Raw genomic sequence first — 25,695 nt, 5'->3', positions numbered from 1 at the left:
GGAGAAAACAACATGTTAATGCCTAAACGAATGAAGTTCCGAAAGCAGCAAAAAGGCCAATTTGCGGGTTTAAGCAAAGGGGGGAACTTTGTTGATTTTGGGGAGTTTGGGATGCAGACCCTTGAGCGGGGTTGGATAACTAGTCGCCAGATTGAAGCTTGCAGGGTGGCTATTAACAGACATTTAAAGAGAAAAGGGAAGGTTTGGATACGTATTTTCCCGGATAAGAGTGTCTCTAAAAAACCTGCAGAAACTCGTATGGGTAAAGGGAAAGGAGCTCCTGACCATTGGGTTGCAGTTGTTCGTCCTGGTAGAGTGCTCTTTGAGGTAGCAAACGTGCCCCGAGAAGAGGCTCAGAATGCATTGAGAAGGGCTGCTGCAAAATTGGGGATCAAAACCAGGTTTGTTAAGCGGGTAGAGAGGGTTTGAGTATGAAGCGAGGCGTTGTTTTAGAAGAGCTGCGAGCTAAAAGCAATAGCGAATTAGATGCTTATGTGGGGGAGATGAAAAGGCAGATCTTCTCCTTAAGGGAAGAGGTTGTTCTTAGTAATAAGTCCGTCAAGGCGCACTTGTTTAACGAGTGTCGAAAGAATATTGCAAGAGCCCTAACTGTTAAACAAGAAAGAGCTAAAGGTAAGGAAAATGGCTGAGACTCAATCTCGAGGCAGAAGGAAAGTTAAGGTTGGTGTTGTTGTATCTTCCAAGATGATGAACACTGTTGTGGTGAGGGTGGAAAGAATGTACTCCCATCCCCAGTATTCTAAGGTTGTGAGAGATTCTAAGAGGTACTACGCCCACGTAGAAGGTGAAGAAGGTGTAAAAGAAGGGGATACGGTTCGCATTATTGAGACTAGACCTCTCTCTAAATTAAAGAGATGGCGGGTAGTTGAGGTTGTGAAATAATCTCATAGACAGAATTGCTAGTGGAAAAGTAGGGATATGATTCAACAAGAAACACAATTAAAAGTCGCTGATAATACTGGGGCAAAGAGAGTGAAGTGCTTTAAGGTCTTAGGCGGGTCAAAAAAGCGTTATGCCACCGTAGGCGATGTAATAGTCTGTTCTGTTCGAGATACAGAGCCAGATAGTTCTGTTAAGAAAGGGGACGTTGTCAAAGCAGTAATTGTTCGTACCCGATGTGATATTTCTAGAAAAGATGGATCGAATCTTCGGTTTGATTCCAACAGTTGTGTCATTATTGATGATAAAGGGAATCCAAAAGGCACTCGTATTTTTGGGCCAGTAGCTCGGGAGATTCGAGATAAAGGTTTTATAAAGATTAGTTCTTTGGCTCCTGAGGTTATTTAAAATAGAAGAGTTGGACATGGGTAAAAAGACAATTCGAAAGGGTGATGTAGTTCAGGTCATTTCTGGAAATGCAAAAGGTAGTGTGGGGAAGGTTCTTGCTTTTTCAGGTGATAGAGTTACTGTAGAAGGAGTTAATGTTCGCGTAAAGAACATTAGGAAAAGTCAAGACAATCCGAAGGGGAAGCGTATTTCAATAGAGGCTCCGGTTCATATTTCAAATATTCGATTATCTATAGACGGAAATCCTGCCAAATTGTCTGTTAGATATGGAGAGAATGGACAAAAAGAGCTTTGGCAAAGAAGTCCGGATGGATCGGAAGCTCTATATCGTGTTGTTAGGGAGAGAAAGCTAAAATGAGTAGATTGAAGGAGCTTTATTATACAGAGATTAGAAAGAAACTTTCTGAGAAGTTCTCGTACAAGAATGTAATGCAGATTCCGGTGCTAAAAAAGATTGTTATAAGCATGGGATTAGCAGAAGCCGCGAAGGATAAAAATCTTTTTCAGTCTCATTTAGAGGAGTTGGCCTATATTTCTGGACAAAAGCCTCTCGTTACCAAAGCAAAGAATTCTATTGCGGGCTTCAAATTAAGAGAAGGGCAAGGGATTGGAGCTAAAGTTACTCTTCGAGGGAAGAGAATGTATGAATTTATGGATAGATTTTGTAACATAGCTTCGCCTCGGATTAGAGATTTTAGAGGTTTCGGATTAAAAGGAGATGGTAGAGGCTGCTACTCCTTGGGATTAGATGATCAGCAAATTTTCCCAGAAGTGGACCTTGATAAAGTGAAAAGATCTCAAGGGATGAACATCACTTGGGTAACCACAGCAAAGACAGACGAGGAGTGTCTGGAGTTGTTAGGGGCTATGGGTCTACGATTTAAGAAGGCAGAATAAGGAGAGATGATGGGAACTACCAGTGATCCTATAGCAGATTTGCTCACGAGAATTAGAAATGCTTTGGCCGCTGAGCATACTTTTATAGATGTGTCTCATAGTAAGATTAAGGAATCCATAACATCGATTTTGAAAAAGCGCGGCTTCATTGCTCAATATCTAATTAAGGAAGAGAGTAGGAAGAAAACGATGCGAATTTTCCTTAAGTATGGGGATGACAGAAGGCCCGTTATTAGGGGGTTGAAAAGGGTTTCAAAGCCTTCGTTAAGGGTTTATGTTCCTTCTTCAAAAATTCCTTATGTGTTTGGAAATATGGGTATTTCTGTTCTTTCTACTTCTAAGGGAGTAATGGAGGGTTCGTTGGCGAGAGCCAGCAATATAGGCGGCGAGTTGCTTTGTCTTGTTTGGTAAGAAAAAAGAAATATAGGTAGGAAATGTCTCGTAAAGCTCGAGATCCCATTCAACTTCCTAAAGGAGTGGAAGTATCTTTGGATGGAGAAGAAATTGTTGTAAAGGGACCAAAAGGAGTTTTGTCTCAGAAATTGGTTAAAGAGGTCGTCGTTTCTTTCGGAGAAGGGAATGTTTCGGTTCAGCCTTCACCTGAGGTTGTGGATAGACCTAGTCGTTTGCAGGGGCTTTTTTGGGCGTTGATTGCAAACATGGTAAAAGGCGTCTCCGAAGGTTTTGAGAAAAAGTTGGAGATGATAGGAGTTGGGTTTAGAGCTGCTGTCCAGGGGACGTTGTTGGATCTTTCTATTGGGGTATCGCATCCCGTAAAAATGCCTATTCCATCGGAGTTGCAGGTTTCTGTTGAAAAGAACACGCTTATTTCTGTGAAAGGAATTAATAAACAACTGGTTGGGGAGTTTGCGGCTAAGATAAGGGCAAAACGTCCTCCAGAACCTTATAAGGGGAAAGGAATTCGTTACGAGGGAGAGTACGTCCGTCGTAAAGCTGGTAAGGCTGCAAAAACTGGTAAAAAATAGGTAAAAAGATATGGAAAGTTCTCTTCTTAAGTCAAACTCGATGAAACGACGAAGAGCTCTCAGGGTCAGAAGACACTTAAGAGGATCTTTTGAAAGGCCTCGGCTTTGTGTTGTAAAAACAAATAAGCATCTCTACGTTCAACTTATAGATGATGAACAAGGGAAAACTCTTGGATCGATCTCTACGGTAGTAAAAGCTTTAAAAAGTACAGATTTAGCTAAGAAAAGCAAAGAATCAGCAAAGCTTCTTGGGGAAAAGATTGCTGAGCTAGGAAAGAGTCTTAATATCAGCAAGGTCGTTTTTGACCGAGGTCCCTTTAAATACCATGGGGTTGTAGCTGCCATAGCTGATGCAGCTAGAGAAGGTGGATTGCAGTTTTAAAAGGAAGTATAATGACAGCGTCAAAAAACTCTCATCATAAGGAAGATCACCTAGAAGAGAAGGTTCTCTTTGTGAATCGGTGCTCGAAAGTAGTGAAGGGCGGAAGGAAGTTTAGTTTTTCTGCTTTGATTTTAGTGGGTGATGGTAAAGGCCGTGTAGGCTATGGCTTTGCTAAAGCGAATGAGCTTACAGATGCGATAAGAAAAGGTGGAGAGGCCGCTAAGAAGAACTTAATCAAAGTTAAAGCTATGGAAAATGGTTCCATACCTCATGAGGTTAGGGTTAACTTTGATGGAGCCCAATTACTTTTGAAGCCAGCAAAACCAGGGACAGGGATAGTGGCTGGGTCCAGAGTTAGATTAATTTTGGAGATGGCCGGAGCAAAGGATATTGTGGCAAAAAATATAGGTTCTAACAATCCAGTTAACCAGGTGAAAGCTACTTTCAAGGCTCTTTCTGAACTCACTGTTAAGGAGGATGTATTGAAGGGAAGGGGTGTAGTAAATGATTAGATTAGAGTCTTTATTTGATTGTTCAGGAAGAAAACGACGCAAGAAGTTATTGGGACGAGGGCCTTCTTCTGGTCATGGAAAAACCTCTGGACGAGGACATAAAGGGGATGGGAGTAGGTCTGGCTACAAGAGACGATTTGGTTATGAAGGGGGAGGAGTGCCTTTGTACAGAAGGGTCCCTACCAGAGGGTCTGACGTTGCTAGATTTGCTAGCAAGGTAGAAGAAGTTACCACAGAGAGATTAGATGCTGTTTTTCAAGATGGTGATGAGATTTCTCTCCTTATTTTGAAAGAAAAAAGAATGGTTTCCAGAGCCGCTTCCGGTGTTAAGATCATCTTGAAGGGTGATTTAGCTAAAAAGTTTGTTTGTAAAGATTCTTCTGTGAGGTTTTCTTTAGGAGCTCAGTCTGCTTTAGGGATTTCTTAGTAGTTTTTTTGTAAAGCTGAAGTATTATGATTACGTTAAAAAAGATTTTTTCGGTTGCTGAGCTTAGAAATCGGATATATCTGACGCTCTTGTTATTGGCCGCTTGTCGTATAGGGGTGTTTATCCCTGTCCCGGGGATAAATGGAGAAAGGGCTTTAGCGTATTTTAAGCAGCTTATAGGTGGTGGGCAGAATCTTTTCCAGTTAGTGGATGTGTTTTCTGGAGGAGCTTTTGCTCAGATGACAGTAATCGCTCTAGGGGTAGTTCCTTATATTTCTGCTTCTATAATAGTTCAGTTGATGATGATATTTATGCCTACCCTCCAGAGGGAGGTTCGGGAGTCTCCCGATCTTGGTCGAAGAAAGATTGGGAAGTACACTCGTCTTTTGACTGTAGGGCTTGCTGTAATACAAGCAGCTCTTTTTGCCAAATTTTCCCTGCGAATGGATGCTGCGATCCCAGGTATAGTTCTTCCTATTATGGTGGCCCCAAAGATATTCGGTATTCCTTGGATTTTCTATCTGACTGTGGCTTTGGTTATGACCACGGGAACATTATTGCTAATGTGGATTGGAGAGCAGATTTCGGATAAAGGGATAGGGAACGGTATTAGTCTAATCATAGCTTTGGGGATTCTCTCCTCGTTTCCTTCCGTTGTTGGTTCTGTGGTTAATCGTTTGAACATAGGGTCTCAAGAGGCATCTGATTTTGGTTTCCTTTCTCTGTTGCTTTTGTTCGCTGTTTTTGTCTTCGTTTTATTGTCCACGGTTTTGATTATAGAGGGAGTTCGAAAGATCCCTGTTCAATATGCTAGAAGGGTGATTGGGCGTAGAGAGGTTCCAGGGGGGGGGGCTCACCTTCCTTTGAAAGTAAATTATGCTGGGGTGATACCGGTTATTTTTGCCTCCTCTTTACTCATGTTTCCTGCCACTATTGGGCAATTTATGACGTCTGATTCGTCCTGGTTAAAGCGAATAGCGATGTTTATTTCTCCGGGGAGTTGGGCGTATTCAGCTTGTTTCGTGTTGCTTATAATTTTCTTTACCTATTTTTGGACAGCAACGCAATTTCATCCGGAACAGATAGCATCCGAAATGAAGAAAAATAATGCTTTCATACCAGGGATTAAACAAGGAAAAGCGACCCAGTTTTATCTAGAGTACACGATGACCAGGGTAACACTTCTTGGGGCTGTTTTTCTTGCTGGGATAGCAATACTTCCTTCAATTTTAGGCCGTCTTCTCAGAGTAGATTCCAATGTGAGCTATTTTTTAGGGGGGACTGCGATGTTGATTATTGTTGGAGTTATTCTTGATACAATGAAACAAATAGACGCCTTTCTTCTAATGAGGAAATACGACAGCTTTTTCAAAAAGAAGTAGGAAGTTAGTAGAAAGGAAGGCGTTGAAAAATAACATTTTTTGACCTAACATTTTAGGGTTTTAAATAGAGAGTTGAGCACATGCCACGCATTATTGGAACAGATATTCCAGCGAAAAAAAAGTTAGTCGTGAGTCTTACGTACATTTACGGGATAGGTCCGGCTTTGTCTGCGGAGATTATTCAGAAGTTGCAGTTGAATCCTGACGCTAAAGCAGGAGAGTTGACTGAAGAGGAAATCGGAAGATTGAATGCCTTGTTGCAAGCTGAATACTTGGTAGAAGGAGATCTTAGACGTAGTGTTCAGTCTGATATTAAGCGTTTAGTTGCAATACACTCTTACAGAGGGAATAGACATCGATTATCTTTACCAGTTAGAGGGCAAAGGACAAAAACAAATTCGCGTACTCGTAAGGGGAAACGTAAGACTGTAGCAGGTAAAAAGAAATAATTTTAATTTAGGAGTCTTGTTTTGGTTAAAAATCAAATGCAGGTCAAGAAGGGAGCTAAAAAGAAGATCACGAAAAGCGTTCCTTCTGGAGTTGTTCATGTTAAGGCGACGTTTAATAATACTATTGTGACCATTACGGATCCTGCGGGCAATGTGATTTCTTGGGCTTCTGCAGGCAAAGTTGGGTATTCTGGATCCAGAAAGTCTTCCGCGTTCGCGGCTACTGTGGCAGCTCAAGATGCAGCAAAGATAGCTATGAATGCTGGGTTAAAGGAAGTGGAAGTGTGCTTGAAAGGCACGGGTGCGGGAAGAGAATCTGTTGTTCGTGCTTTGATAGGATCCGGGTTGGTGGTTTCTCTTATTAGGGATGCTACGCCGGTGCCGCACAACGGGTGTAGGCCAAGAAAGAGACGAAGAGTTTAATTTTGGGGGAATGGGTTAACTATGACAGAACAAGAAGAACCAGCTTTACTGTATGATAAATTCGAACTCCCTGAGTGCGTAAAAGTAAAGGCTATAGAGGGGCAGTCTTCGGATAAGAAAGTTCGGTTTGTTGCTGAGCCTTTAGAAAAAGGCGTAGGGCACACATTGGGAAATGCTTTGCGACGTATACTTTTGATTGGTCTTGAGGCTCCGGCTATAGTTTCCTTTTCCATGACAGGCGTTTTGCATGAGTACATGTCTGTCGAGGGAATTGTCGAAGACGTAACGAATATAGTCTTGAATTTGAAAGGTTCTTTGCTCAGAAAGCTTCCTATGCGGGGTAGCGAAGAAGGAAGGAGTGCTAGATGCCTTCGTTCTCAAGTTAACGTGGATGCTGCTCTTCTGGCTGAGCATAATGGTTGCTATCAAGTTAGGCTTATTGAGTTATTAAAGGGTGGAGAGTTTGAAGCGGTTAACCCAGACCATGTGATTTTTTCTGTAACAGCCCCCATGCAACTGGATGTTGAATTAAAGGTTGCTTTTGGTCGAGGATACATCACTTCTGAAAGGGTTCAGATTGAAAATAAAGGGGTTAATGAGATAGTTTTAGACGCCGCTTTTTCTCCGGTGGTTTTAGTCAATTATTTTGTTGAGGACACCCGCGTAGGACAAGATACAGATTTTGATAGATTGATTTTAGACGTAGAAACTGATGGTCGAGTTTCTCCTAAAGAAGCAGTTTCTTTTGCTACCCAGATATTGGTTAAGCATTTTGCTATTTTTGAAAAGATGGATGAGCGTAAATTAGTCTTTGAAGAAGCTGTTTCGATAGAAAAAGAAAGTAAAGATGACATGTTGCACAAGCTGGTTCTTGGCATTAATGAAATAGAACTTTCGGTGCGCTCCACAAACTGTTTGTCCAATGCAAATATAGAAACTATAGGGGAACTGGTCATTATGCCAGAGCCTCGTTTGTTGCAGTTCCGAAACTTTGGGAAAAAGTCTCTTTCTGAAATTAAAAATAAATTGAAAGAGATGAAGTTAGAGTTGGGAATGGACCTCAGTTTGTTCGGGGTTGGCTTGGACAACGTTAAAGAAAAAATGAAGTGGTATGCAGAAAAAATCCGATCGAAGAATATAAAAGGGTAGGGCTAGGTTTATGCAGCATGCTAGTAAAAAATTTAGAGTTGGAAGGACTTCTTCGCATAATCGTTGTATGATAGCGAATATGTTGAAATCCCTGATTGATCTAGAAAGAATAGAAACAACCTTGCCTAAGGCAAAAGAGCTACGTCGGCATGCCGACAAGATGATTACTTTAGCCAAGAAAAACACTTTAGCTGGAGTGAGACTGGCTTCTGCAAGGTTGATGGTTCGTTATAATAAATTGTCTCCAAAAGAAGCCAGAAGGGCTAAGGCTGGGGACACTTCTTGTTATAATGCCGACCGACGTGTCATAAATAAACTTTTCAAGGATTTGGGAGTTCGCTTTAGCAATAGACAGGGCGGATATACCAGGATTTTGAAGTTGCAAAATAGAGTTGGTGATAATGCTCAAAAGTGTATTATAGAGTTTTTAAGCAACTAGTTAGGTTGCCTAAGGATCAATAATACAGGAATTGACAGATGAGAATTGCGATTAACGGGTTCGGTCGCATAGGCCGGTTGGTTTTAAGACAACTTCTTAGTAGAGGTTCTGGGTTAGAGGTTTGTGCCATAAACGATTTAGTTCCTGGGGACGGGTTGGCGTATCTTTTTAAATATGACTCGACTCATGGAAAGTTTTCGAAACCGGTTGTCTGTGAGAACGAACATTTAGTTGTCGAGGGACACAACAAGGTTCAATTTCTTGCTGAGAGGGACGTTTCAAAGCTTCCTTGGAGAGATTTAGGAATAGATGTTGTTGTTGAGAGTACGGGCCTTTTTACTCAAAAGGAGGCGGCCAGCAAGCACCTCGAAGCTGGAGCCAAAAAAGTTCTCATCTCGGCCCCTGGCAAGGGAGAAATTCCTACATTCGTCATGGGTGTTAACCACGAAAAGTATGATCCTTCCACAGATCATATAATTTCTAACGCTTCCTGTACAACAAACTGTCTCGCCCCTCTAGCTAAAGTAGTCAACGATAGTTTTGGTATAGAAGAGGGCTTGATGACAACGGTACATGCTGTTACTGCTTCTCAACCAGTTGTGGATGGTCCCTCGAAAAAAGATTGGCGCGGAGGCCGTAGTTGCCTCCAAAACATTATTCCGGCGTCTACCGGGGCTGCGAAAGCTGTTACGCTTTGTCTCCCGGAATTAAAAGGCAAGTTAACTGGGATGGCTTTTAGAGTCCCTACAGCAGACGTTTCTGTCGTAGATTTAACGGTAAGATTGACTAAAAGTACTTCTTATGAAGAGATTTGCAAAGTAATAAAAGATGCTTCTGATGGGGCTATGAAAGGGATATTAGGTTATACCGAAGATGAAGTCGTGTCTTCAGATTTTAAAGGGTCCGTATTTTCCTCTATTTTTGATGCCGGAGCAGGTATTGGCTTGAATGATAGGTTCTTTAAGCTTGTTTCCTGGTATGACAATGAGATTGGCTATGCAACTCGTGTAGTTGATTTATTAGAATATATGTCCAAGAGAGCTAAATAAAGGTTTAGAGATAGTGTACTTTACTAGAGATCCCGTCATAGAGACGGTCATTACGGCTAGAGAAGGATATAAGTTGTCAATTCGCAATAGCAAGCATGTTTCTCAGGATCCCTTCATCGTCGAGGCCGTAGAGGTCGTTTCGGTGGGAAAGATGGGGTTTTTCAGGAATTGCGATAGGACGAAGCCTTTTCTTGTTCCAGTGAGTGACTATGAAGTTATGGAGATTCGAGACGCAAGAATCAATCTGAAAGCTGTGGGACTGGAAAAGGGCGTTAAGATAGCCGGAGGTCGAGAGGCTTTGTTAAAGCTTTCTAAGCCTGTCTCAAAAGCTGTTTCGGTGGATCTTTTGGATTCTCAGGAACCGGTTTCCGAAGAGAATGTGAATACTGAAGTTTCAGAGTTAAATAAAAAGTCCCCTAAAAAAGATTTCTCCTCAAAATCAGATAAATGGAAAGAAAAGAAGAGACAAGGGAGGAAGAAGTCTGGGAAAGATGTATCCGAAGTGGCAGATTCGTCGAAAGAAGTTTTAGAAACTGTAGCAGAGGAAGTTTTGGAAGAGCAGGAAGCAGAGGAGAGAGGGATTCCCGGTAAGAAGAAGTTCTCCTTATTACCTCCTCCATCTAAGTTAATCTCAGAAGTTTTCTCTAAAGAAGAGTCTACGATGACAACTACTTCTTCCTCTGAAGAGGTTTTTCCTGATGAAAGTTTTGACGTTAATTTGGATAACTCGCTGGAGGTCTTGGCATCAGAAGGAAACGATGGGGTAGCAGCCATTCTTGAAAAAGGAGAGGCGGTTAGTGATATGTTCTCCTTTGACTCAGAAGATTCTGTTTTGCCAGACTCCTTTGATCGGAAAGAAGATTCGTTCTCTTAGAGAGAGTCTTATCGTCTATCTGCTTGACTCTTAACACGCATACATGTACTCTTCTTTCTCTCCGCTCGGATGGTGGAATGGTAGACACTAGGGACTTAAAATCCCTTGGGCGTAGGCCCGTGCAAGTTCGAGTCTTGTTCCGAGCAACAGTCCTTTTATTTTTTCTTTTTGCAAAAATTTTATTTTCTTTCTGTTTCTTATTTAGATTCTTATCTCGAGATGCCGCCTTCTTTCTGTTTCTCTATAAGGACAAGAAAAAACTTCCTTGCTATATATCCATTTGTACTAGAAATCCTTCATAGAGGTAGTCGTTTTGCGACTAATGTCGTTACTAAAACAAAAAACCTCCTTATTAAAAGAAGCTTTTTTCTATAAGTTTTTTTCAAAATATAACGCTTCTTTTTCTTACGAAAAACTTCCTTCGAGTTTTCTTTCTTTTCTTTGCTACAACAAAGATCAAGAAATAGAAGGTTTAGAAGTTCTTCTGAAAGAGTTAATGGCTGCTATGTTAAGAATGGCTGAAGACATTGAACGTGTTTCAGAAATGCGTTTATCTTCGACAATATCTGAAGATGAGAGTATCCTTCGTGAAGAAGAAATTTTTTCACTGCGAGCAGTCATTCGGGATTTGGAAGAAAGTAAAAATACTGAAATAGAGAAGTTGTCTGGAGAAAATAAATGGCTTAGAGATCGTCTGGAAGAAAAATTAAGATTAAGCCAGTACCGAGGAGAGGTAATTGATGATCTCAAGAGAGAGATAGCCAAACTAGCTAATGAGGCGGAAATAGGAGAGAGCAGACGACTTTGTTATGAGTATAGAATTAAAGTATTAGAAGATCGTTTAGAACAAAATCCCCTAGAAGAAAGTATTGCATCAAATTCCTCTAGAGAGGAATCTTGAAGTTTGGGTAGGGCTTTTGATAGAAAATAGTTCACGACAAAGTTTTTTGGCTGATTCATCCCCTCCAAAGGATCTTATATTAGGAATAGACCCAGGGACCGTCACTACGGGATATGCTTTTCTTCAAGTAGAGAAGCGTTATCGATTTGTTCCTTATAAATTCGGAAAAATAGAGCCTTCATCGAAGCTCTCTTTAACCCAAAGATATCGAGTTCTCTTTGAGAATATGAGAGAACTTGTTATGGAGAATAATCCTTCGGTTGTGGTTCTTGAGACGCAGTTTGTTCACAAAAATCCTCAAAGTACTATAAAGTTAGGTATGGCCAGGGGAGTGTTAGTTCTGGCAGCCTCTTTGAGTGAAATTCCTGTTTTTGAGTATCCTCCAGCAGTGGCAAAAGTTGCTGTGGTAGGAAAAGGGAATGCTAAAAAAGAGCAAGTTCAGTTGATGACCAGTCGATTATTGGGACTTCCAGAGTTGTTAAAACCCTCTAATGAGGATGTGGCAGATGCCTTTGCCTTAGCAATATGCCATGCACAGTCTCGTAATAGACTGGTGTCTGGAGTAGTTCTGTGACATTGAGGAGCAAACTATGTTTGAGTATATTCGAGGCAAGCTATCTGGAACGTTTCCTTCTTATTTAGTAATTGATGTTAATGGATTAGGATATTGCATCCATGTGCCCGAACGTTTATCCATAGAATTATCATCTAAAATAGAACAGGAAGTCGTAGTCTTTGTACACTCTATTGTTAGGGAAACAGAACATGTTTTATATGGATTTTCTTCGAAGGAAGAGAGAGAGTGTTTTCGGCTTTTGATGGCATCTTCTGGGATCGGGCCAAAATTAGCTTGTTCGATCTTGAATTCATTTTCTTTATCAAATTTATCTGCAGTAGTTCGGTCGGAAGACAGCAAAACGATAGCGTCGGTTCCGGGACTTGGGAAGAAAACTGCTGAGAAGTTAATGGTTGATTTGAAAGAAAAATTACCAGCGTTGATCCAATCTTTGGGAGGGCTTTCTGGGGATAGGGAGATCTTTTTAAGGAAAACTGGCTCATGTCTGAAGGATAATGGAATTTCTGCGCTTATTTCTTTAGGGTACTCAAAGATTTCTGCGGAAAAAATGATAGCAGAAGCTCTTCAAGAGCTTCCTGAGGAAGATTCTCTGGAGAAAATAATTCCTGTAGCTTTAAAAAAAGCCTTTTAGTGTTCGACCTGTCTTGAGATTTAGTTCTCAAATCTTTTTAAAAGATATAGCCTTGTAAAAGCAAAAAACCTCTTTTTTGTGTATAATCGCTTGTCTTGATTTTGATTTAAATGAAAACTAGAGGAGTCTTTCATGGCGTTGGAAAGAACATTGTCCATTATTAAACCCGATTCTGTTGCTAAGGCAAATATGGGAGCTATAATTTCCATCTTTGAAAAGGCTGGATTGAAAATAGCTGCAATGAAGATGATGCATTTGTCTAGAAAACAGGCCGAGGGGTTTTATTTTGTTCATAAGTCCAGACCGTTTTTTGGAGAGCTCGTAGATTTTATGATTTCGGGGCCTGTTGTTGTAATGGTCTTGGAAGGCGAGAATGCTATAGCGCGTAATAGAGAATTAATGGGAGCTACCGATCCAAAGAATGCAGCAGCGGGAACTATTCGAGCCCTTTACGGGGAGTCTGTAGGGATTAATGCAGTACATGGATCTGATAGCCCGGAGAATGCTTTGATAGAAGTAGCTTATTTCTTTGCTAGCACAGAAATTGTTAATGCTTCTTAAAAGTGATTTAAATTCAAGAGAGCAGTTGATACTCGGTGCTCTTTGTTTAGGAAAGGTAAAAGGCTGTCTTCTGAGATTTCCTCTAGGGGACAGTTTTTTGTAATTTGCTGAATTATGGCATCAACAAAGTCTTCTTTTTGAGAATAAATAGATTTTAAGGTTGTTAAAAAATCTGCGTGAGAGCGGTTTTTTCTATAAGCAGGTTGTTTTTTAGGAAGCTTTAGATATTTAGAAACCTTTTCTAGGTCTATATCCCATAAGAAACTTGTATGATGAACGAAACGACCTCTCTGCATATATTGCCCATTTCCACCAAACTTACGTGAGCCAAGAACATAATCATTTCCCTGTATAGTAAATGACGGTGGAAGTATAGGAGCGTAGATATTGTATGAGCGAGAAAGAATATCTTGAGGAGAAGGAGTAGCTTTGTCTTCTGAGATTATCCAGGACACCATGACAGAGTCTTGGTCTAAGTAAACGGAGCCCCCGCCACTATAACGTCGAATAACTGGGATGTTATCTTCTATAACATTTTCTAAGAATAGGTCCTTGAAGGGATCGCATGAGATACCTAACACAATGGATTGTGGAGGATTAATATTAATTAAACATATATTTCTGGAATCGCAACGAAGCAAAGCCTCTTCTATAAGGAGTTGTTTGTAAATGGGAGTGTTTTTTAGGTAAATCAAGAAACACTTACCGACAAGCATGTTTTCTCAAAGCTACAATTAATACTTGAATGTCCGCGGAAGCAATCCCGGAGATGCGAGATGCGGAACCGATTGTTTCTGGGGAAAATTTTGCTAGTTTTTCTCTGGCTTCGAGGCTTAACGCTGAAATGGAGGAAAAATCAAAACCTGCTGGTATAGGGATATTTTCTGATTTTTCTAAATTTTTTATGACGGCTAGTTGTCGATTCACATAACCGGAATACTTAATCTCCATTTCAAGAGATCCATTAAGGAAGGGGCCTAAATCTCGTACATCCTCTGGGAACATCTCCATAAGGCGTTCATAAGAAATTTCTGGTCGACAAAGTATTTTGGATAGCGGAAGGACGGAATCTCCGATTTTCTTATGAACTTTATTGAAACGAATCTTTTCTTCTTCAAGGGTGGTTAGGTACTGTTCAAATAAAGCGCATTTTTCCTGAGACAAGGTCCCTAAGGATTTTCCGTAATGCATGAGCCGGAAACAAGCGTTGTCTTGTCTTAGTACTAAACGGTGTTCCGCTCTTCCAGTGAACATGCGGTAGGGTTCATCTAAAACCTGCGTTGTGAGGTCGTCCAGCATCACACCTATGTAGGACTCCCTCCTAGAAGGGACGAAGGGCGGGGCGCCTAAGATTTTATTGACAGCATTAATTCCAGCAATTAACCCCTGGGCTGCAGCTTCTTCGTACCCCGTGGTTCCATTAATTTGGCCACAGAGAAATAGACCTTCGATTAGCTTACTTTCTAGCGTTCTGCGAATAACATTTCCATAAACGTAATCGTACTCTATAGCATAAGCCGGTCGTGAAATTATAGCATTTTCTAGACCCACTATAGAACGAATAATTTGATATTGAACGTCAAACGGAAGAGAGGTGGAGACCCCATTTATGTACATTTCTTTTGTATTTATTCCCTCTGGCTCTAGAAAGATGTGATGAGTCTCCTTGTCCGCAAATTTAACTATTTTATCTTCAATAGAAGGACAATACCTAGGCCCAACGCCTTCTATAGATCCTCCATACAGAGCCGATCTGTCTAAATTTTTCTCGACAATAGCTTTTGTTTGCTTTGTTGTTCTTGAAATGTAGCAGGAGACTTGAGGTAGTTTTGGAACAAAAAACTCCTCCCTGTGGGAAAAGCAAACCCCGGGCTCACCTGGCTGTTCCTCCGTCTGAGAGAAATCTATTGAGGAAGAGAGGACTCGTGGTGGAGTTCCTGTTTTCAATCTTCCTAGGGGGAACCCCAGTGATTTGAGAGATTTCGAAAGGCCTTCCGTAGCAGCATCTCCTAGACGTCCTCCGGAAAAATTTTGGTGGCCTATGTGGATGAGTCCACGCATAAAAGTCCCGGAGGAGAGAATGACGGTCTTTCCGTAATAGGAGACTCGTTCTTTTGTGGAAACACCTCTAATTCGATCATCTTGGACGATGAAGGAATCCGCAGTTCCCTGCATCACATGAAGGTTAGGAATCTCTTCCAGAGCGCGTTTCATATTGATGTGATATAACTGCTTATCAGACTGAGACCTTGGCGCTCGAACAGCAGGACCCTTAGCACGATTCAGTATCCTAAACTGAATCCCAGAATCATCTGCGATCCTAGCCATCACTCCACCCAAAGCATCAATCTCTCGAACAATATGCCCCTTCCCAATGCCTCCCACTGCGGGATTGCAACTCATTTTGGCTATAGTGTCGAGATTAGATGTAAGCAATAGGACCGAGGCCTGCATTTTGGAAGCTATATAGGCTGCCTCACATCCAGCGTGCCCACCTCCTATAACGATGACATCATACTCAATCGGGTAGGCCCACATAGAATACCACCTAGACCCTATTTGTTTTTGTGCCGATCTCTTCGTCTGCGTTTTTTGCGCTTATGCTTGGCGATTTTGCACTTTCGTTTTTTCTTTACAGAAGACATGAGTTCCGTTTTTTCAGACTTACAAAAAGCTAGAGGTTACGGGTTTTCCAGATAAAAATCAAGAAGATCTAGGTTAGGGGCTCTAAAGCAGAATAATTCTGAAATCTGGCCAATTCTTTTTCGAAAACCAGAGGGACAGAGCCTATGGAGCCGTGCCTGTTTTTTGCTATAATTAGCTCGGCTGTTCCAGGTTTATCGTGCGGGTCGTAGTATTCTCTACGCAGAAGAAACATTACAAGATCGGAATCTTGCTCTATACTGCCGCTTTCTCTTAAATCACTCATCATTGGACGATGATTAGCCCTGTCTTCAACTTTTCTAGAAAGCTGTGACAAGCAGAGGATGGGGATGTCTAGCTCTCGAGCTAGGGTTTTTAATGTTCTAGAAATTTCAGAAATCTCATTTTGCCTACTCTCTACTGTGCGTGTAGATCCAGAAAGTAGTTGGAGATAATCGATAATAAGAAACTGGATGTCGTAACTCTCCTTCATTCTCCTTGCTCTTGCTTTCAGATCGGTAATTTTTAACCCTGGCTGGTCGTCTATTAGAAGAGTATGAGATTGCATTTCATTAACAGCAGAAACTATTCTTTGAAAATCCATTCCAGAAAGGTTCCCCATAGAGATTTTTTGGGACTCTACCTCTGATTTTGAGCAAATCATTCTGTGAATGAGTTGGTCTGCAGTCATTTCTAGAGAGAAGATTCCGATGGGGAGGTTGTTTTTAAAACAAATATTTTCTGCAATATTTAAGGCTAAAGCTGTTTTCCCCATGGCAGGTCTTGCTGCTAAGATCATTAGGTTGGATGGGTTAAAACCGTGGATTAAACGATCTAAATCAATGAAGTGGGTTGGGATCCCTGTAACAGGTTGGTAGGGTTTATCCGTGTCTTTTTGCTGTTTTAGAAAAAGTTCTTGTTTCTCCTGGAGTTCTACTAGATACGGTTTTGGATGAGAGGGGGAAGTTCCTTTCAATCTCTCAGAAACAAGAATGTATTGATGCTTAGATGTTTTTTGGCTAATAAGGAAAAAGGCGTTTTGTGCTTCATCTAAGGCTGCAGAAACATCTTGAGGTTCTTCTAAGGCTTTTCGTTCTATGTCCTTGGCAGTAGATATTATTTGTCTTAAAATAGATTTTGCTTTTACAAGCTTTGCGTACTCCTCAACATGAGCTGCTGTTCCGGAAAATTCTGCTAGAGAGAGTAGATAAGAGTAGCCGCCGACAGTGTTGAGTTTGTCTTGTCGTTTCAGTTCTTCGCTTACCAAGTGGACGTCAATAGAACGATCTTGACGAAAGGATTCTTGCATCACGTGGAAGATGATCTTATGCTCTAGATAGTAAAAATCGCTGTTATTAAGAAGGTTCGCGACTATATTCAAGCTGTTCACATCTGTTAGCATGCAGCCTAAAACCATCATTTCAGACTCTTTAGAATTTGGGGCTATGAATGTTTTGTTTGGAGAGCTGGTTTGTGAAGAAGAGGTTGTTGTCATAGGTTAGGTACAAATTTCTGCAGCTATTGTGGGCGAGTCTGTTCGCTGGCCTTGATGTGGTAAAATTAATTCTAGAGCTCAGGATAAACGCTTGCGTAGAAACCTGCAAGATAAACTCATTGCCCAAAGTTCTTGATTTTTGGCGGCAAATAAGAGAGAGAGCAAAGAGTTATTGCTCTTTTTCCAGATCCTAGGTATCTTCTAGGTTTTTTAGTGGAAAGATGACTGAGTGGTCGAAAGTACGTCCCTGCTAAGGACGCGTACCCCTAAAGGGTACCGAGGGTTCGAATCCCTCTCTTTCCGTTGGCCTGAGAGCGGTGAGCTGTCGAGAGCTTTTGTTTGGGTTGGAGGCTTTCCGTTCTTTTCTGCAGTTTCTCTAGCGTTCTCACAAGAGGGGTGTTTTTGAAATCTCTGCTTGCCAGGTGGTGTTCGTTATCTTATAATGGGGCCTCTCGTTTAGAAGGTGAAGCGCTTCTCAATGGAGGAGGGTTTCGGAAGAATCTTACAAAGCATAATGGGAAATTTTTGTAATTTACTCTCTGTATCACGGCTGGGTTTTGCCCTAGTGTTTGCTTATAGTCAGCTTCCCCTTAGGTTGGCCGCTGTGATGGGGGCTATGGCAAGTGATTTTTTGGATGGATACTTAGCTCGTCGTTATCAAGCGGCGACGAAGATAGGGTCTATTCTAGACCCCTTGATGGACAAGCTATTCGTAGTTATTAGCGTTACAGTTCTCTACTTGGAGGGAACGCTTAGCGCCCCTCAGCTAATAGTGATGCTTTCTAGAGACTTTGCGTTGTGTGTTTTCGGAGCCTACCTCTCTTTCAAAAGGGGGTGGAGAGGGTATGATTGTCGGGCGATGCTTTGGGGGAAAGTCTTTACTCTCCTTCAGTTCGTTGTTCTCTTGGGGGTGACCCTGTTTGGGCCTGTCTTGCCAATGTTTTGTTTTTTACCGTTCTTCATCCTTGTATTCCCTGCGTTTTTTGAGAGGCTGCTGGGCTACAAAAGAAGCCTGGTTCGTTCAGAATAGCCAAAAGTAAGTGACTCAACCTCCTTTGTTTCTGGTGAAAGTTCTTCACAAAATCATTGTTTTTTTCTTTGGTATGAGGTATCCTCCTGAGTAGTCTCTTTAGTGGCGCTTAGTATGTCTTTCAAGCAAACTCGTAGAAATAGGTCGGATCTCTCTTGGAGAAAGGAAGGTTTGGGCTTTTTAAACAGTCGAAACCCTGAAACGGGAAGGGGAGAATGCAGTCAGACTTAAAAGATTTTTCTAGACTGAGAGCCTGCTTTTGGCCAGTCTATCGATCGGAACTGCATAAATTTCTTCCTCTATTCTTATTAGCTTTTTTCGTTGGCTTTAATTACAGTCTCTTAAAAAATATGAAGGACGCTTTGATGGTGGCTGCCGCGGGGGCTGGAGCCGAAGTCATTCCTTTCATTAAGGTTTGGGGAATAGTCCCCGGAGCTGTGGTTGTAACGGCCATATACGGGGCTTTAAGTGCTAGATATCCGAAAGATGTAGTGTTTTACCTCTTTCTTTCCTTCTTCGTAGTCTTTTTCACGGTCTTTGTTCTCCTGATATATCCCAGTGGAGATGTTTTGCATCTGCACGGTCTGGGAGATAAACTTTCTAGCATTTTTCCTAAGGGCCTTAGAGGCTTTATAGTTATGGTCCGATACTGGAGTTACACGCTGTTTTATGTCATTTCTGAGTTGTGGAGCTCTATAGTATTATCTGTTTTTTTCTGGGGGCTAGCCAATGATGTCACCACCATACGGGAGGCTGGCAGGTTTTATGCTCTTATCAATGCTGCGCTAAACTTTTCTTCCATAGTTGCCGGGGAAGTTTCTGTCTTTGTTGGAAAGGGGGCTCTTATACCCATTCCTTTCGCCAAGGATGAGTGGCATGGTGTCATGATTAACTTGGTGACTATGGTTTGTCTGGCAAGTGTAGCCATCTTTTATCTATATCGTCGCGTGCATTATGTTGGTTTGGCCGAGGCATTTGTTAATGCTTCGGAGTTAATTTCTTCCAAAAAGAAACAAGAACATAAAGGGAAGTCCTCCCTAAAGGATGTGTTTTCTTACGTAATCCGCTCGAAATATTTGTTAGGGCTGGCTTTTATCGTATTGGCTTACAATTTAGTAAACCACCTATTTGAAGTAGTCTGGAAAGATCAGGTAAGTAAAATTTATTCTACTGCTATCGAGTACAATGCGTATATGGGGAGAATTTCCACTCTCATAGGAGTGTTGTCGGTGCTTGTTGCTGTTTTGTTAACAGGGCAAACAATTAGAGCCTGGGGATGGACCTTTGGAGCTTTAGTTACGCCTGTTGTAGCCGCAGGTTTTGGGGTAGTCTTTTTCTTAGCGATTTTCTTGGCCAAAAAAGATATTAACTTGATTCCATTTTGGCATATTACCCCCTTGGCTCTTTCTGCCTGGCTTGGAGGTTTGCACAACGTATTTACTCGATCAGCTAAATTCACTTTTTTCGACCAGATTAAAGAAATGGCCTTTATTCCTCTAGGACCAGAAGAAAAGAGGCAAGGGAAGGCTGCCATAGATGGGGTTGTTTCTAGGGTTGGAAAATCAGGAGGATCGTTAATATACCAGTGTTTGTTGGTGTTTTTCTCTTCTGTCGCAGCTAGTCTGCATATCATAGCCTCGGTGCTTTTTGTAATTCTATTGGTCTGGGTTGTTGTGACGATTTATCTAGGGCGGCAGATAGAAGACTTCTCCGATTCTCAAGTTGAGTCATTGGATGAACGGCTTGAAAGTTCCTCTCAAAAATCTGTAGCTAACACGGAAGCAATTTTATCGTAAAAATAGATTTGTAACGCGATCTTTTAAAATTCATCTTTAAGCTTTTCTTTTATTCCTTTATCTTGTCATTTTTGGAAACTAAGGAATTAAAATTTTAATTTATATATTTATGATGAGATATTTTTTTCGAATTTGTTCTAAGGCGTTTATTTCTTTTCTAGGAATTTCAACAGGGTTGTTTCTCGCTATAGTTGTTTTGTTTGGTGGAGTTTTGGCTATTATTGGATCTAGTTCTCAAAACATGCTGGTATCTCTTCCTGATGCTCAAGGGAAGGTGAAGCCCTTAGGTAAAGAAACTCCTGTTGTTGCTGTTTTTGATTTAAAAGGTGTTATATGCCCTTCTAAACACAGTGAAGAGTTCTTTAGAACAGCCCTTGCTAGTTTGGATAAGCCTCCTTTGGTTGGTCGGGTAAAGGGATTAATATTGAAAGTTGATTGCCCTGGAGGAGAGCTTTTTGAAGTACATAGAATGTATACTTTGTTAAGGGAGTGGAAGGAAAGGACCTCCATACCAGTTTATGTTTTTATAGAAGGATTATGTGCCTCTGGAGGATATTATGTTTCTTGTTTGGGGGATAAAATTTTCGCTAGTTCTGTAGCTCTTACTGGATCTGTTGGCGTTATAACGGGGCCTTTTTTCAATGTCAAAGATGGGCTTAATCGTCATGGAATAAAAGCAGACCTATTAAGTGGTGGAAAGGACAAAGCTCCATTAAATCCCTTCTCCGAATGGGATGCTAGCCAGAAGGAAGAAAGACAAAAGATAGTCGACTTTTTCTATAAAGGCTTTGTCTCTTTAGTGTCCCAACATAGACCTTTGTTAACCGAAGAAAAATTAGTAGATACTTTGGGGGCTCGAGTCTATCCACCGTTACAAGCAAAAGAAGAAGGTTTTATTGATGAAATCGATGTCTCTTTTAGTCAGGTGATAAAGGAGCTTTTATCTAGATGCAATATAGCCGGAGACTATCGCGTAGTTGGTGTTTGTGGAGAGTTATGGTGGAAAAAGTTTATGGTTCTTTTTGAGAACTCTCCGTTCGTCTCTGGGAAGGTTCATCATCAGGTATTACCTCCAGAGCAAAACACCTCGTCTTGGTATGCTGGAATGTAGGGAGGGGGTATGGAAAAAGAGACTCTCTACATCCTTGATGCTTCAGGGTTTATTCATAGGGCATATTTTGCTTTGCCTGATATGATGAATCCTGCAGGAGAAGGAACGAAGGCGGTATTTGGATTTGTTCGATCGATTCAAAAGCTTGTGAAAGATTTTTCTCCTAGATATATGGTAGCAGTTTTTGATGGCGAAGATAATAAAAGGAGTCGACGAGAGCTGTATGCCAATTATAAAACTAATAGAATTCAAAAGTTTCCTGACTATCTTGATCAGCGAGCGAAGATAAAACAATTTTGTTCGTTGATAGGCCTTCCTATTTTGGAGCGCCCTGGAGTTGAGGCGGATGATGTGATAGCGAGTATCACTAAAACAATTCTAGGGGCACAAGACTTGGAGATTTGCGTTTGTACTGCAGACAAAGACTTGTTGCAGCTGGTCCAGGAAGGTGTTTACACCATGAACCCATGGAAAGATTATGTTCAGTATCGAGAGGAAGATGTCAAAGAATTTCTGGGGGTCTATCCTAAAAGGATACCAGATTATCTAGCCTTAGTGGGAGATTCTTCTGATAATATTCCTGGTGTAAGTGGTATAGGGCCTAAGGGGGCTGTAGATTTATTGAAAACTCATTCGGACGTAGAGTCTATAGTAGAGAACATAGACGCAATTTCTGGAGCAAAAGGAGATAAACTAAGGACGCAGAAAGATGTTTTGATTTTAAGTAAAAAACTAGCCGTTCTGGATGATTCTTTAGAAGTTTCTGGTCTTTTAAGCGATTATTTATTCTTGCGAGATGAGGGAAGCGAGGAGCTGCAGCTTTTTTATAAAAAACAAGGGTTTAAAACACTGATTGCTAAAACAGTTTCTTTAGAAGAAACCTTTCTCCCTACAATAGTTTCTAACTCTGACCAGGTGTTGCAAATGGTAGAGCAATTACGTGGGAGGGAGGTGGCCTTTAGCTGTGCTTACACGGGTAAAGATATTCCTTCTCTTTGTGTTCAGGGGATCGCTTTAGCGGCAGAGGGCTTGCAAGAAGTTTTTTATTGTGACTTTTCCAGGAAAGAAGTGTTTGTTCAGGAAGCTTTAGCAGCTTTATTTTTAGATGCGGATACAAGTTTCATTGGTTATAACGTGAAACGAGATTTACACGCACTACTGTCGTCTGGGTTTCCTTTGCCTCGAATAACTTTTGATTTGGCTTTAGCCGAGCATTTGGTTAGTGGCGGAGCAAAAGAGACGTTTTCGTCGCTATTGATGAAGTATGATTTTTTTGAAGATGCTAATCTAGTTTCGTCGAAAGAATTTTGGAAGTTATCTTTGCCGATAAATGGTCTTCCAGATAATCCCGAGAGTTTTTTTGCTCGAATAGTTCGGAGACTTCCCGCAATTAAGGTGTGCCTAGCTAAAGAATTAGATAAAAAAGGGCTAAGTGAAATTTTCAAAGAACTTGAGATGCCTTTAGAAAAAGTTCTTTTAGAGATGGAGCGAGTGGGAATTTTTGTAAATAAAGGGGAGTTAGAATCGCTTTCTAAGGAACTGCATGCCAGACAGGAGGTGCTTGTAGAAGAGATTTACTCTTTGGTAGGAGAAAGGTTCAATATCAAATCACCAAAGCAATTGGCCAACATTTTGTTTGTTAAATTAGGATTACAGCCTCCAGGGAAAATGACAACGAAGGCAGAAGCTTTGGAAGCACTTTCTGGTGCTCATCCCGTTATAGATAAGATCTTACTTTTCCGTTCGTATGAGAAGTTGTTATCTACTTATGTTGACGTGCTTCCCAAATTGGTGTCAAAAAAGACGCAACGAATACATCCGACATTTAATCAAGTTAATACGGCAACAGGTAGATTGTCCTGCCGAGATCCAAATTTACAGAATATTCCTGTTAGGGCTGATAAAGACTTTGAGGTTAGAATGGCTTTTGAGCCAGATGATTTGAGGAGAAAAAGCTTTCTTGCTGCAGATTACTCCCAAATAGAATTGCGGTTTTTGGCTCATTTAAGTCAGGATGAAAGATTGTGCGAGGCTTTTGTTTTAGGGGAGGATGTGCATGCGTCCACTGCAGCAAATGTTTTTGGTGTTTCCATAGATAAGGTGACTAGAAAGCAAAGGAAAATGGCTAAAGTTGTTAACTTTGGTTTAGTTTATGGACAACAGGCGTATGGACTATCAAAAGTTTTAAGAATAAGCCTTCAAGAGGCCAAGGATTTGATAGAAGCGTATTTTTCCAAATATCCAAAGGTTAAAATTTTTATAGACGAGACTATAGAGAGAGCTTCTTTAGATCAGAAAGTAAAAACTTTGATGGGAAGAGAACGCGTTATAGAGGATTGGAGCGAGGCTCAGGGAGCTAGAGCAGCCTCTGGGCGGCTTGCAGTAAACACCATCATTCAAGGCAGCGCTGCAGAACTCATCAAGATAGCTATGTGTAACATGGCTGAAGAATTGAAAGAGAGATCTCATATGAAGAGTCGGATGATTTTACAAATACATGACGAACTTCTTTTTGAAGCTCCTGATACAGAGTTGGAAGAATTAGAAGCTATTGTAAAAAACATCATGGAGTCCGCTATGAAGCTGTCTGTGCCATTGGTAACAAATATCTTAATTGGAAAAAATTGGTCAGAATGTTAAAATCAGTGAAGGTTTCCGTGACAGGGGATCCCTCCTCTGGGAAGACGGAAGCATGCCGAGTGTTTCGCAGGTTGGGCGCGTATGTTGTCAGCGCCGATCGGGTTTCCCACAGTCTTCTTATCCCTCACACACCAATAGGTAAGCGAGTTGTAAACTTGTTAGGAGACGATGTCATTGTTGGGAATGCTTTTGATAGGCGCTTGATTGCAGAAAAAGTTTTCAACGATTCTGGGCTCTTATGTGAATTAGAGAACATATTACACCCTGAAATTTGCAAGGGTATAGAGACAGAATATCAGCAAGTAGTTTTGTCTGGTAAATATCCAGTATTTGTGGCAGAAGTGCCCTTGTTATATGAGATTAGCTACGCTGATAAGTACGATTCTGTGGTATTGATTCAGGCTGATGAAAAGATTCGCAAAGACCGTTTTCTGCAGAAAATGGGTTGTTCGGAGAAGGAATTTTATCAGAGATGTTCTAGATTTTTTCCTTATGAGCAAAGGGCTGCGGTGGCAGATGTCATTATTCAGAATAATGGCACAATGGAAGAATTAAGACAGAAAGTAGAAGAATATTATTACTCTTTAGGAGCTATATGAAAGAAGAGCAGTCTTCAGCAGTCTCGCCAAAGATAAAGGATAAATGTTGTACGAATCCTCGTTTGGAAACTCCCTCAACAGGAGAAACTATTAGCGCTCCTGATGTTGAGGCAGAGCCTGTTGCGATAACAAAAATCTCTGGCCTGCAGCGTATGGGTATAGACGAGCTGAATGTTTTAGCTCGGCAATACGGGGTCAAGAATATAGGGTCTTTGACGAAATCGCAGGTTGTTTTTGAGATTGTTAAGGCTAAATCTGAAAGGCCTAATGAGCTTTTAATTGGAGAAGGTGTTTTGGAAGTCCTTCCCGATGGCTTTGGTTTTTTGAGGTCTACCACTTACAATTACCTACCTTCAGCAGAAGATATTTATGTTTCCCCGGCTCAAATTCGTAGATTTGACTTGAAGAAAGGGGATACCATAGTTGGGACTATTCGCTCCCCTAAGGAAAAAGAAAAGTATTTTGCCTTACTAAAAGTTGATAAAATTAATGGGTCCACTCCAGACAAAGCTAAAGAAAGAGTATTGTTCGAGAACCTTACCCCGCTGTATCCCAACGAAAGAATAGTTATGGAAACAAGCAAGGAACAGTTGGCCGAAAGGGTTTTAGACCTGACGGCACCGATAGGTAAAGGACAAAGAGGTTTAATAGTAGCTCCGCCTAGATCTGGAAAGACTGTTATTTTGCAGAGTATTGCTCATGCAATAGCTGTGAATAACCCTGATGTTGTTTTAATAGTTCTTTTAATTGACGAGCGTCCAGAAGAAGTTACTGATATGATTCGTCAAGTTCGAGGCGAAGTTGTTGCGTCGACTTTTGATGAACAACCAGAGAGGCACATTCAAGTTGCAGAAATGGTCATAGAAAAAGCTCGTAGATTGGTAGAACACGGGAAAGATGTCGTAATCCTTCTGGATTCTATAACGCGTTTAGCTCGAGCTTATAACACCGTGCAGCCGCACTCTGGAAAAATTTTAACTGGCGGGGTTGATGCCAGCGCCTTGCACAAGCCCAAGAGATTTTTTGGAGCAGCAAGGAATATTGAGAATGGAGGATCTTTGACTATCTTGGCTACAGCTCTGATAGAAACTGGTTCTCGTATGGATGAAGTTATATTCGAAGAATTCAAGGGCACTGGGAATATGGAGTTAGTTTTGGATCGACGTCTAGCTGATCGTAGAACTTATCCAGCCATAGATCTCATTAAGAGTGGAACACGAAAAGAGGAGCTTTTGTACCACCCAGGAGAATTAGAGAAGGTGTATCTCTTCAGGCAAGCTATAGCGGACCTTACTGCAATTGATGCGATGCACCTGTTGCTTGGTCGTCTGAAAAAGACCAACAGCAACGCAGAGTTCTTGTTGTCTCTTAAGGAATAGCGCAAAGCTAAAGTTTTTTTGAATGCTAAGTGTTCAAAAAAACTATTAGAACTAA

Annotated in this window: 32 protein-coding genes and 2 tRNA genes; 30 read left to right on the top strand and 4 right to left on the bottom strand. The window is 41.2% G+C overall.

Going from position 1 to position 25,695, the window contains the following annotated elements:
* Positions 1-12 precede the first annotated feature (12 nt).
* The 23 genes from rplP (at position 13) to ndk (ending at position 12,947) form a co-directional block, all read left to right on the top strand.
* Positions 13-429: a 50S ribosomal protein L16 gene (rplP, locus tag KJA58_RS03735; protein ID WP_213358104.1), complete on the top strand. Its 417-nt coding sequence runs from the start codon at positions 13-15 to the stop codon at positions 427-429.
* A gap of 2 nt (positions 430-431) precedes the next feature.
* On the top strand, positions 432-650 hold the full coding sequence (rpmC, locus tag KJA58_RS03730) for a 50S ribosomal protein L29 (protein WP_425513806.1): 219 nt from the start codon (positions 432-434) through the stop codon (positions 648-650).
* Positions 643-903: a 30S ribosomal protein S17 gene (gene rpsQ, locus KJA58_RS03725; RefSeq protein ID WP_213358102.1), complete on the top strand. Its 261-nt coding sequence runs from the start codon at positions 643-645 to the stop codon at positions 901-903. Before rpmC ends, rpsQ begins: the two co-directional genes overlap by 8 nt.
* A 36-nt stretch (positions 904-939) precedes the next feature.
* A complete protein-coding gene (rplN, locus tag KJA58_RS03720) occupies positions 940-1,308 on the top strand; it encodes a 50S ribosomal protein L14 (protein WP_213358101.1) in 369 nt (122 codons plus the stop codon).
* 16 nt (positions 1,309-1,324) lie between these two features.
* On the top strand, positions 1,325-1,666 hold the full coding sequence (gene rplX, locus KJA58_RS03715; protein ID WP_213358100.1) for a 50S ribosomal protein L24: 342 nt from the start codon (positions 1,325-1,327) through the stop codon (positions 1,664-1,666).
* Positions 1,663-2,205, top strand: coding sequence for a 50S ribosomal protein L5 (gene rplE / locus KJA58_RS03710; RefSeq protein WP_213358099.1), 543 nt, complete (start codon positions 1,663-1,665; stop codon positions 2,203-2,205). The genes rplX and rplE overlap by 4 nt, the downstream gene beginning before the upstream one ends.
* A 9-nt stretch (positions 2,206-2,214) precedes the next feature.
* Entirely contained in the window at positions 2,215-2,616 is a 402-nt protein-coding gene (rpsH, locus tag KJA58_RS03705) for a 30S ribosomal protein S8 (RefSeq protein WP_213358385.1), read from the top strand.
* Between the two features lie 23 nt (positions 2,617-2,639).
* Positions 2,640-3,191 (top strand): 50S ribosomal protein L6, encoded by a 552-nt coding sequence (rplF, locus tag KJA58_RS03700; protein ID WP_213358098.1) that lies wholly within the window; start codon positions 2,640-2,642, stop codon positions 3,189-3,191.
* Between the two features lie 10 nt (positions 3,192-3,201).
* A complete protein-coding gene (gene rplR / locus KJA58_RS03695; RefSeq protein ID WP_213358097.1) occupies positions 3,202-3,573 on the top strand; it encodes a 50S ribosomal protein L18 in 372 nt (123 codons plus the stop codon).
* 11 nt (positions 3,574-3,584) lie between these two features.
* The gene (gene rpsE, locus KJA58_RS03690) at positions 3,585-4,085 is read left to right on the top strand and encodes a 30S ribosomal protein S5 (RefSeq protein WP_213358096.1); all 501 of its coding nucleotides are present in this window, start codon (positions 3,585-3,587) and stop codon (positions 4,083-4,085) included.
* Entirely contained in the window at positions 4,078-4,512 is a 435-nt protein-coding gene (gene rplO / locus KJA58_RS03685; protein WP_213358095.1) for a 50S ribosomal protein L15, read from the top strand. Before rpsE ends, rplO begins: the two co-directional genes overlap by 8 nt.
* 26 nt (positions 4,513-4,538) lie before the next feature.
* Positions 4,539-5,894, top strand: coding sequence for a preprotein translocase subunit SecY (gene secY / locus KJA58_RS03680; RefSeq protein WP_213358094.1), 1,356 nt, complete (start codon positions 4,539-4,541; stop codon positions 5,892-5,894).
* 80 nt (positions 5,895-5,974) lie between these two features.
* Positions 5,975-6,343, top strand: a complete 369-nt coding sequence (rpsM, locus tag KJA58_RS03675; RefSeq protein WP_213358093.1) for a 30S ribosomal protein S13 — start codon at positions 5,975-5,977, stop codon at positions 6,341-6,343.
* A gap of 21 nt (positions 6,344-6,364) precedes the next feature.
* Positions 6,365-6,766, top strand: a complete 402-nt coding sequence (gene rpsK, locus KJA58_RS03670) for a 30S ribosomal protein S11 (RefSeq protein WP_213318742.1) — start codon at positions 6,365-6,367, stop codon at positions 6,764-6,766.
* 21 nt (positions 6,767-6,787) lie between these two features.
* Positions 6,788-7,915, top strand: a complete 1,128-nt coding sequence (locus KJA58_RS03665; RefSeq protein WP_213358092.1) for a DNA-directed RNA polymerase subunit alpha — start codon at positions 6,788-6,790, stop codon at positions 7,913-7,915.
* A 10-nt stretch (positions 7,916-7,925) separates the two neighbouring features.
* Positions 7,926-8,354 (top strand): 50S ribosomal protein L17, encoded by a 429-nt coding sequence (rplQ, locus tag KJA58_RS03660; protein WP_213358091.1) that lies wholly within the window; start codon positions 7,926-7,928, stop codon positions 8,352-8,354.
* Between the two features lie 38 nt (positions 8,355-8,392).
* The gene (gene gap / locus KJA58_RS03655) at positions 8,393-9,403 is read left to right on the top strand and encodes a type I glyceraldehyde-3-phosphate dehydrogenase (RefSeq protein ID WP_213358090.1); all 1,011 of its coding nucleotides are present in this window, start codon (positions 8,393-8,395) and stop codon (positions 9,401-9,403) included.
* A 13-nt stretch (positions 9,404-9,416) separates the two neighbouring features.
* A complete protein-coding gene (locus tag KJA58_RS03650; protein ID WP_213358089.1) occupies positions 9,417-10,277 on the top strand; it encodes a hypothetical protein in 861 nt (286 codons plus the stop codon).
* Between the two features lie 63 nt (positions 10,278-10,340).
* A tRNA-Leu gene (locus tag KJA58_RS03645) sits at positions 10,341-10,423 on the top strand.
* A 176-nt stretch (positions 10,424-10,599) separates the two neighbouring features.
* Positions 10,600-11,178 (top strand): hypothetical protein, encoded by a 579-nt coding sequence (locus KJA58_RS03640; protein WP_213358088.1) that lies wholly within the window; start codon positions 10,600-10,602, stop codon positions 11,176-11,178.
* Between the two features lie 46 nt (positions 11,179-11,224).
* Positions 11,225-11,752 carry a crossover junction endodeoxyribonuclease RuvC gene (ruvC, locus tag KJA58_RS03635; RefSeq protein ID WP_213358384.1) on the top strand — a complete coding sequence of 176 codons (528 nt, stop codon included), beginning with the start codon at positions 11,225-11,227 and terminating at the stop codon, positions 11,750-11,752.
* A 16-nt stretch (positions 11,753-11,768) separates the two neighbouring features.
* Positions 11,769-12,386, top strand: a complete 618-nt coding sequence (gene ruvA, locus KJA58_RS03630; protein ID WP_213358087.1) for a Holliday junction branch migration protein RuvA — start codon at positions 11,769-11,771, stop codon at positions 12,384-12,386.
* A 138-nt stretch (positions 12,387-12,524) separates the two neighbouring features.
* Entirely contained in the window at positions 12,525-12,947 is a 423-nt protein-coding gene (gene ndk / locus KJA58_RS03625; RefSeq protein ID WP_213358383.1) for a nucleoside-diphosphate kinase, read from the top strand.
* On the opposite strand, the gene KJA58_RS03620 is transcribed toward ndk, so the two are convergent.
* The 4 genes from KJA58_RS03620 to dnaB all read right to left on the bottom strand — a co-directional run bounded on the left by KJA58_RS03620 (position 12,944) and on the right by dnaB (position 17,085).
* Positions 12,944-13,642, bottom strand: a complete 699-nt coding sequence (locus KJA58_RS03620; RefSeq protein WP_213358086.1) for a lipoate--protein ligase family protein — start codon at positions 13,640-13,642, stop codon at positions 12,944-12,946. The two genes, ndk and KJA58_RS03620, sit on opposite strands and share 4 nt — an antisense overlap.
* Positions 13,643-13,649: 7 nt before the next feature.
* Entirely contained in the window at positions 13,650-15,485 is a 1,836-nt protein-coding gene (mnmG, locus tag KJA58_RS03615) for a tRNA uridine-5-carboxymethylaminomethyl(34) synthesis enzyme MnmG (RefSeq protein WP_213358085.1), read from the bottom strand.
* Between the two features lie 17 nt (positions 15,486-15,502).
* A complete protein-coding gene (locus KJA58_RS05215; protein ID WP_213318732.1) occupies positions 15,503-15,592 on the bottom strand; it encodes an AURKAIP1/COX24 domain-containing protein in 90 nt (29 codons plus the stop codon).
* A 68-nt stretch (positions 15,593-15,660) separates the two neighbouring features.
* Positions 15,661-17,085: a replicative DNA helicase gene (gene dnaB / locus KJA58_RS03605; RefSeq protein ID WP_213358084.1), complete on the bottom strand. Its 1,425-nt coding sequence runs from the start codon at positions 17,083-17,085 to the stop codon at positions 15,661-15,663.
* Between the two features lie 215 nt (positions 17,086-17,300).
* Between dnaB and KJA58_RS03600 the strand changes: the two genes are divergently transcribed.
* The 7 genes from KJA58_RS03600 (at position 17,301) to rho (ending at position 25,640) form a co-directional block, all read left to right on the top strand.
* Positions 17,301-17,388, top strand: a tRNA-Ser gene (locus KJA58_RS03600).
* Between the two features lie 175 nt (positions 17,389-17,563).
* Positions 17,564-18,115 (top strand): CDP-alcohol phosphatidyltransferase family protein, encoded by a 552-nt coding sequence (locus tag KJA58_RS03595; protein ID WP_246485722.1) that lies wholly within the window; start codon positions 17,564-17,566, stop codon positions 18,113-18,115.
* Positions 18,116-18,330: 215 nt separating this feature from the next.
* On the top strand, positions 18,331-19,911 hold the full coding sequence (locus KJA58_RS03590) for an Npt1/Npt2 family nucleotide transporter (protein ID WP_213358083.1): 1,581 nt from the start codon (positions 18,331-18,333) through the stop codon (positions 19,909-19,911).
* 109 nt (positions 19,912-20,020) lie between these two features.
* Positions 20,021-21,022: a S49 family peptidase gene (locus KJA58_RS03585; protein ID WP_246485721.1), complete on the top strand. Its 1,002-nt coding sequence runs from the start codon at positions 20,021-20,023 to the stop codon at positions 21,020-21,022.
* Positions 21,023-21,031: 9 nt separating this feature from the next.
* Entirely contained in the window at positions 21,032-23,662 is a 2,631-nt protein-coding gene (gene polA, locus KJA58_RS03580) for a DNA polymerase I (protein ID WP_213358082.1), read from the top strand.
* On the top strand, positions 23,656-24,261 hold the full coding sequence (gene coaE / locus KJA58_RS03575) for a dephospho-CoA kinase (RefSeq protein ID WP_213358081.1): 606 nt from the start codon (positions 23,656-23,658) through the stop codon (positions 24,259-24,261). The genes polA and coaE overlap by 7 nt, the downstream gene beginning before the upstream one ends.
* On the top strand, positions 24,258-25,640 hold the full coding sequence (rho, locus tag KJA58_RS03570; protein ID WP_213358080.1) for a transcription termination factor Rho: 1,383 nt from the start codon (positions 24,258-24,260) through the stop codon (positions 25,638-25,640). Before coaE ends, rho begins: the two co-directional genes overlap by 4 nt.
* Positions 25,641-25,695: the final 55 nt, after the last annotated feature.

Source organism: Chlamydiifrater phoenicopteri, assembly GCF_902807005.1.
Classification (GTDB): Bacteria; Chlamydiota; Chlamydiia; order Chlamydiales; family Chlamydiaceae; genus Chlamydiifrater; species Chlamydiifrater phoenicopteri.
The sequence above is the reverse complement of the archived record's forward strand: the minus strand, read 5'-3'. Positions and strand labels throughout refer to the sequence as shown.

Excerpts from the sequence above, each read along its gene's own strand:
- rplP (WP_213358104.1), top strand. The coding sequence starts at position 13 with ATGTTAATGCCTAAACGAATGAAGTTCCGAAAGCAGCAAAAAGGCCAA.
- rpmC (WP_425513806.1), top strand. The coding sequence starts at position 432 with ATGAAGCGAGGCGTTGTTTTAGAAGAGCTGCGAGCTAAAAGCAATAGC.
- rpsQ (WP_213358102.1), top strand. The coding sequence starts at position 643 with ATGGCTGAGACTCAATCTCGAGGCAGAAGGAAAGTTAAGGTTGGTGTT.
- rplN (WP_213358101.1), top strand. The coding sequence starts at position 940 with ATGATTCAACAAGAAACACAATTAAAAGTCGCTGATAATACTGGGGCA.
- rplX (WP_213358100.1), top strand. The coding sequence starts at position 1,325 with ATGGGTAAAAAGACAATTCGAAAGGGTGATGTAGTTCAGGTCATTTCT.
- rplE (WP_213358099.1), top strand. The coding sequence starts at position 1,663 with ATGAGTAGATTGAAGGAGCTTTATTATACAGAGATTAGAAAGAAACTT.
- rpsH (WP_213358385.1), top strand. The coding sequence starts at position 2,215 with ATGGGAACTACCAGTGATCCTATAGCAGATTTGCTCACGAGAATTAGA.
- rplF (WP_213358098.1), top strand. The coding sequence starts at position 2,640 with ATGTCTCGTAAAGCTCGAGATCCCATTCAACTTCCTAAAGGAGTGGAA.
- rplR (WP_213358097.1), top strand. The coding sequence starts at position 3,202 with ATGGAAAGTTCTCTTCTTAAGTCAAACTCGATGAAACGACGAAGAGCT.
- rpsE (WP_213358096.1), top strand. The coding sequence starts at position 3,585 with ATGACAGCGTCAAAAAACTCTCATCATAAGGAAGATCACCTAGAAGAG.
- rplO (WP_213358095.1), top strand. The coding sequence starts at position 4,078 with ATGATTAGATTAGAGTCTTTATTTGATTGTTCAGGAAGAAAACGACGC.
- secY (WP_213358094.1), top strand. The coding sequence starts at position 4,539 with ATGATTACGTTAAAAAAGATTTTTTCGGTTGCTGAGCTTAGAAATCGG.
- rpsM (WP_213358093.1), top strand. The coding sequence starts at position 5,975 with ATGCCACGCATTATTGGAACAGATATTCCAGCGAAAAAAAAGTTAGTC.
- KJA58_RS03665 (WP_213358092.1), top strand. The coding sequence starts at position 6,788 with ATGACAGAACAAGAAGAACCAGCTTTACTGTATGATAAATTCGAACTC.
- rplQ (WP_213358091.1), top strand. The coding sequence starts at position 7,926 with ATGCAGCATGCTAGTAAAAAATTTAGAGTTGGAAGGACTTCTTCGCAT.
- gap (WP_213358090.1), top strand. The coding sequence starts at position 8,393 with ATGAGAATTGCGATTAACGGGTTCGGTCGCATAGGCCGGTTGGTTTTA.
- KJA58_RS03640 (WP_213358088.1), top strand. The coding sequence starts at position 10,600 with ATGTCGTTACTAAAACAAAAAACCTCCTTATTAAAAGAAGCTTTTTTC.
- ruvA (WP_213358087.1), top strand. The coding sequence starts at position 11,769 with ATGTTTGAGTATATTCGAGGCAAGCTATCTGGAACGTTTCCTTCTTAT.
- mnmG (WP_213358085.1), bottom strand. The coding sequence starts at position 15,485 with ATGTGGGCCTACCCGATTGAGTATGATGTCATCGTTATAGGAGGTGGG.
- KJA58_RS05215 (WP_213318732.1), bottom strand. The coding sequence starts at position 15,592 with ATGTCTTCTGTAAAGAAAAAACGAAAGTGCAAAATCGCCAAGCATAAG.
- dnaB (WP_213358084.1), bottom strand. The coding sequence starts at position 17,085 with ATGACAACAACCTCTTCTTCACAAACCAGCTCTCCAAACAAAACATTC.
- KJA58_RS03595 (WP_246485722.1), top strand. The coding sequence starts at position 17,564 with ATGGAGGAGGGTTTCGGAAGAATCTTACAAAGCATAATGGGAAATTTT.
- KJA58_RS03590 (WP_213358083.1), top strand. The coding sequence starts at position 18,331 with ATGCAGTCAGACTTAAAAGATTTTTCTAGACTGAGAGCCTGCTTTTGG.
- KJA58_RS03585 (WP_246485721.1), top strand. The coding sequence starts at position 20,021 with ATGATGAGATATTTTTTTCGAATTTGTTCTAAGGCGTTTATTTCTTTT.
- polA (WP_213358082.1), top strand. The coding sequence starts at position 21,032 with ATGGAAAAAGAGACTCTCTACATCCTTGATGCTTCAGGGTTTATTCAT.
- coaE (WP_213358081.1), top strand. The coding sequence starts at position 23,656 with ATGTTAAAATCAGTGAAGGTTTCCGTGACAGGGGATCCCTCCTCTGGG.
- rho (WP_213358080.1), top strand. The coding sequence starts at position 24,258 with ATGAAAGAAGAGCAGTCTTCAGCAGTCTCGCCAAAGATAAAGGATAAA.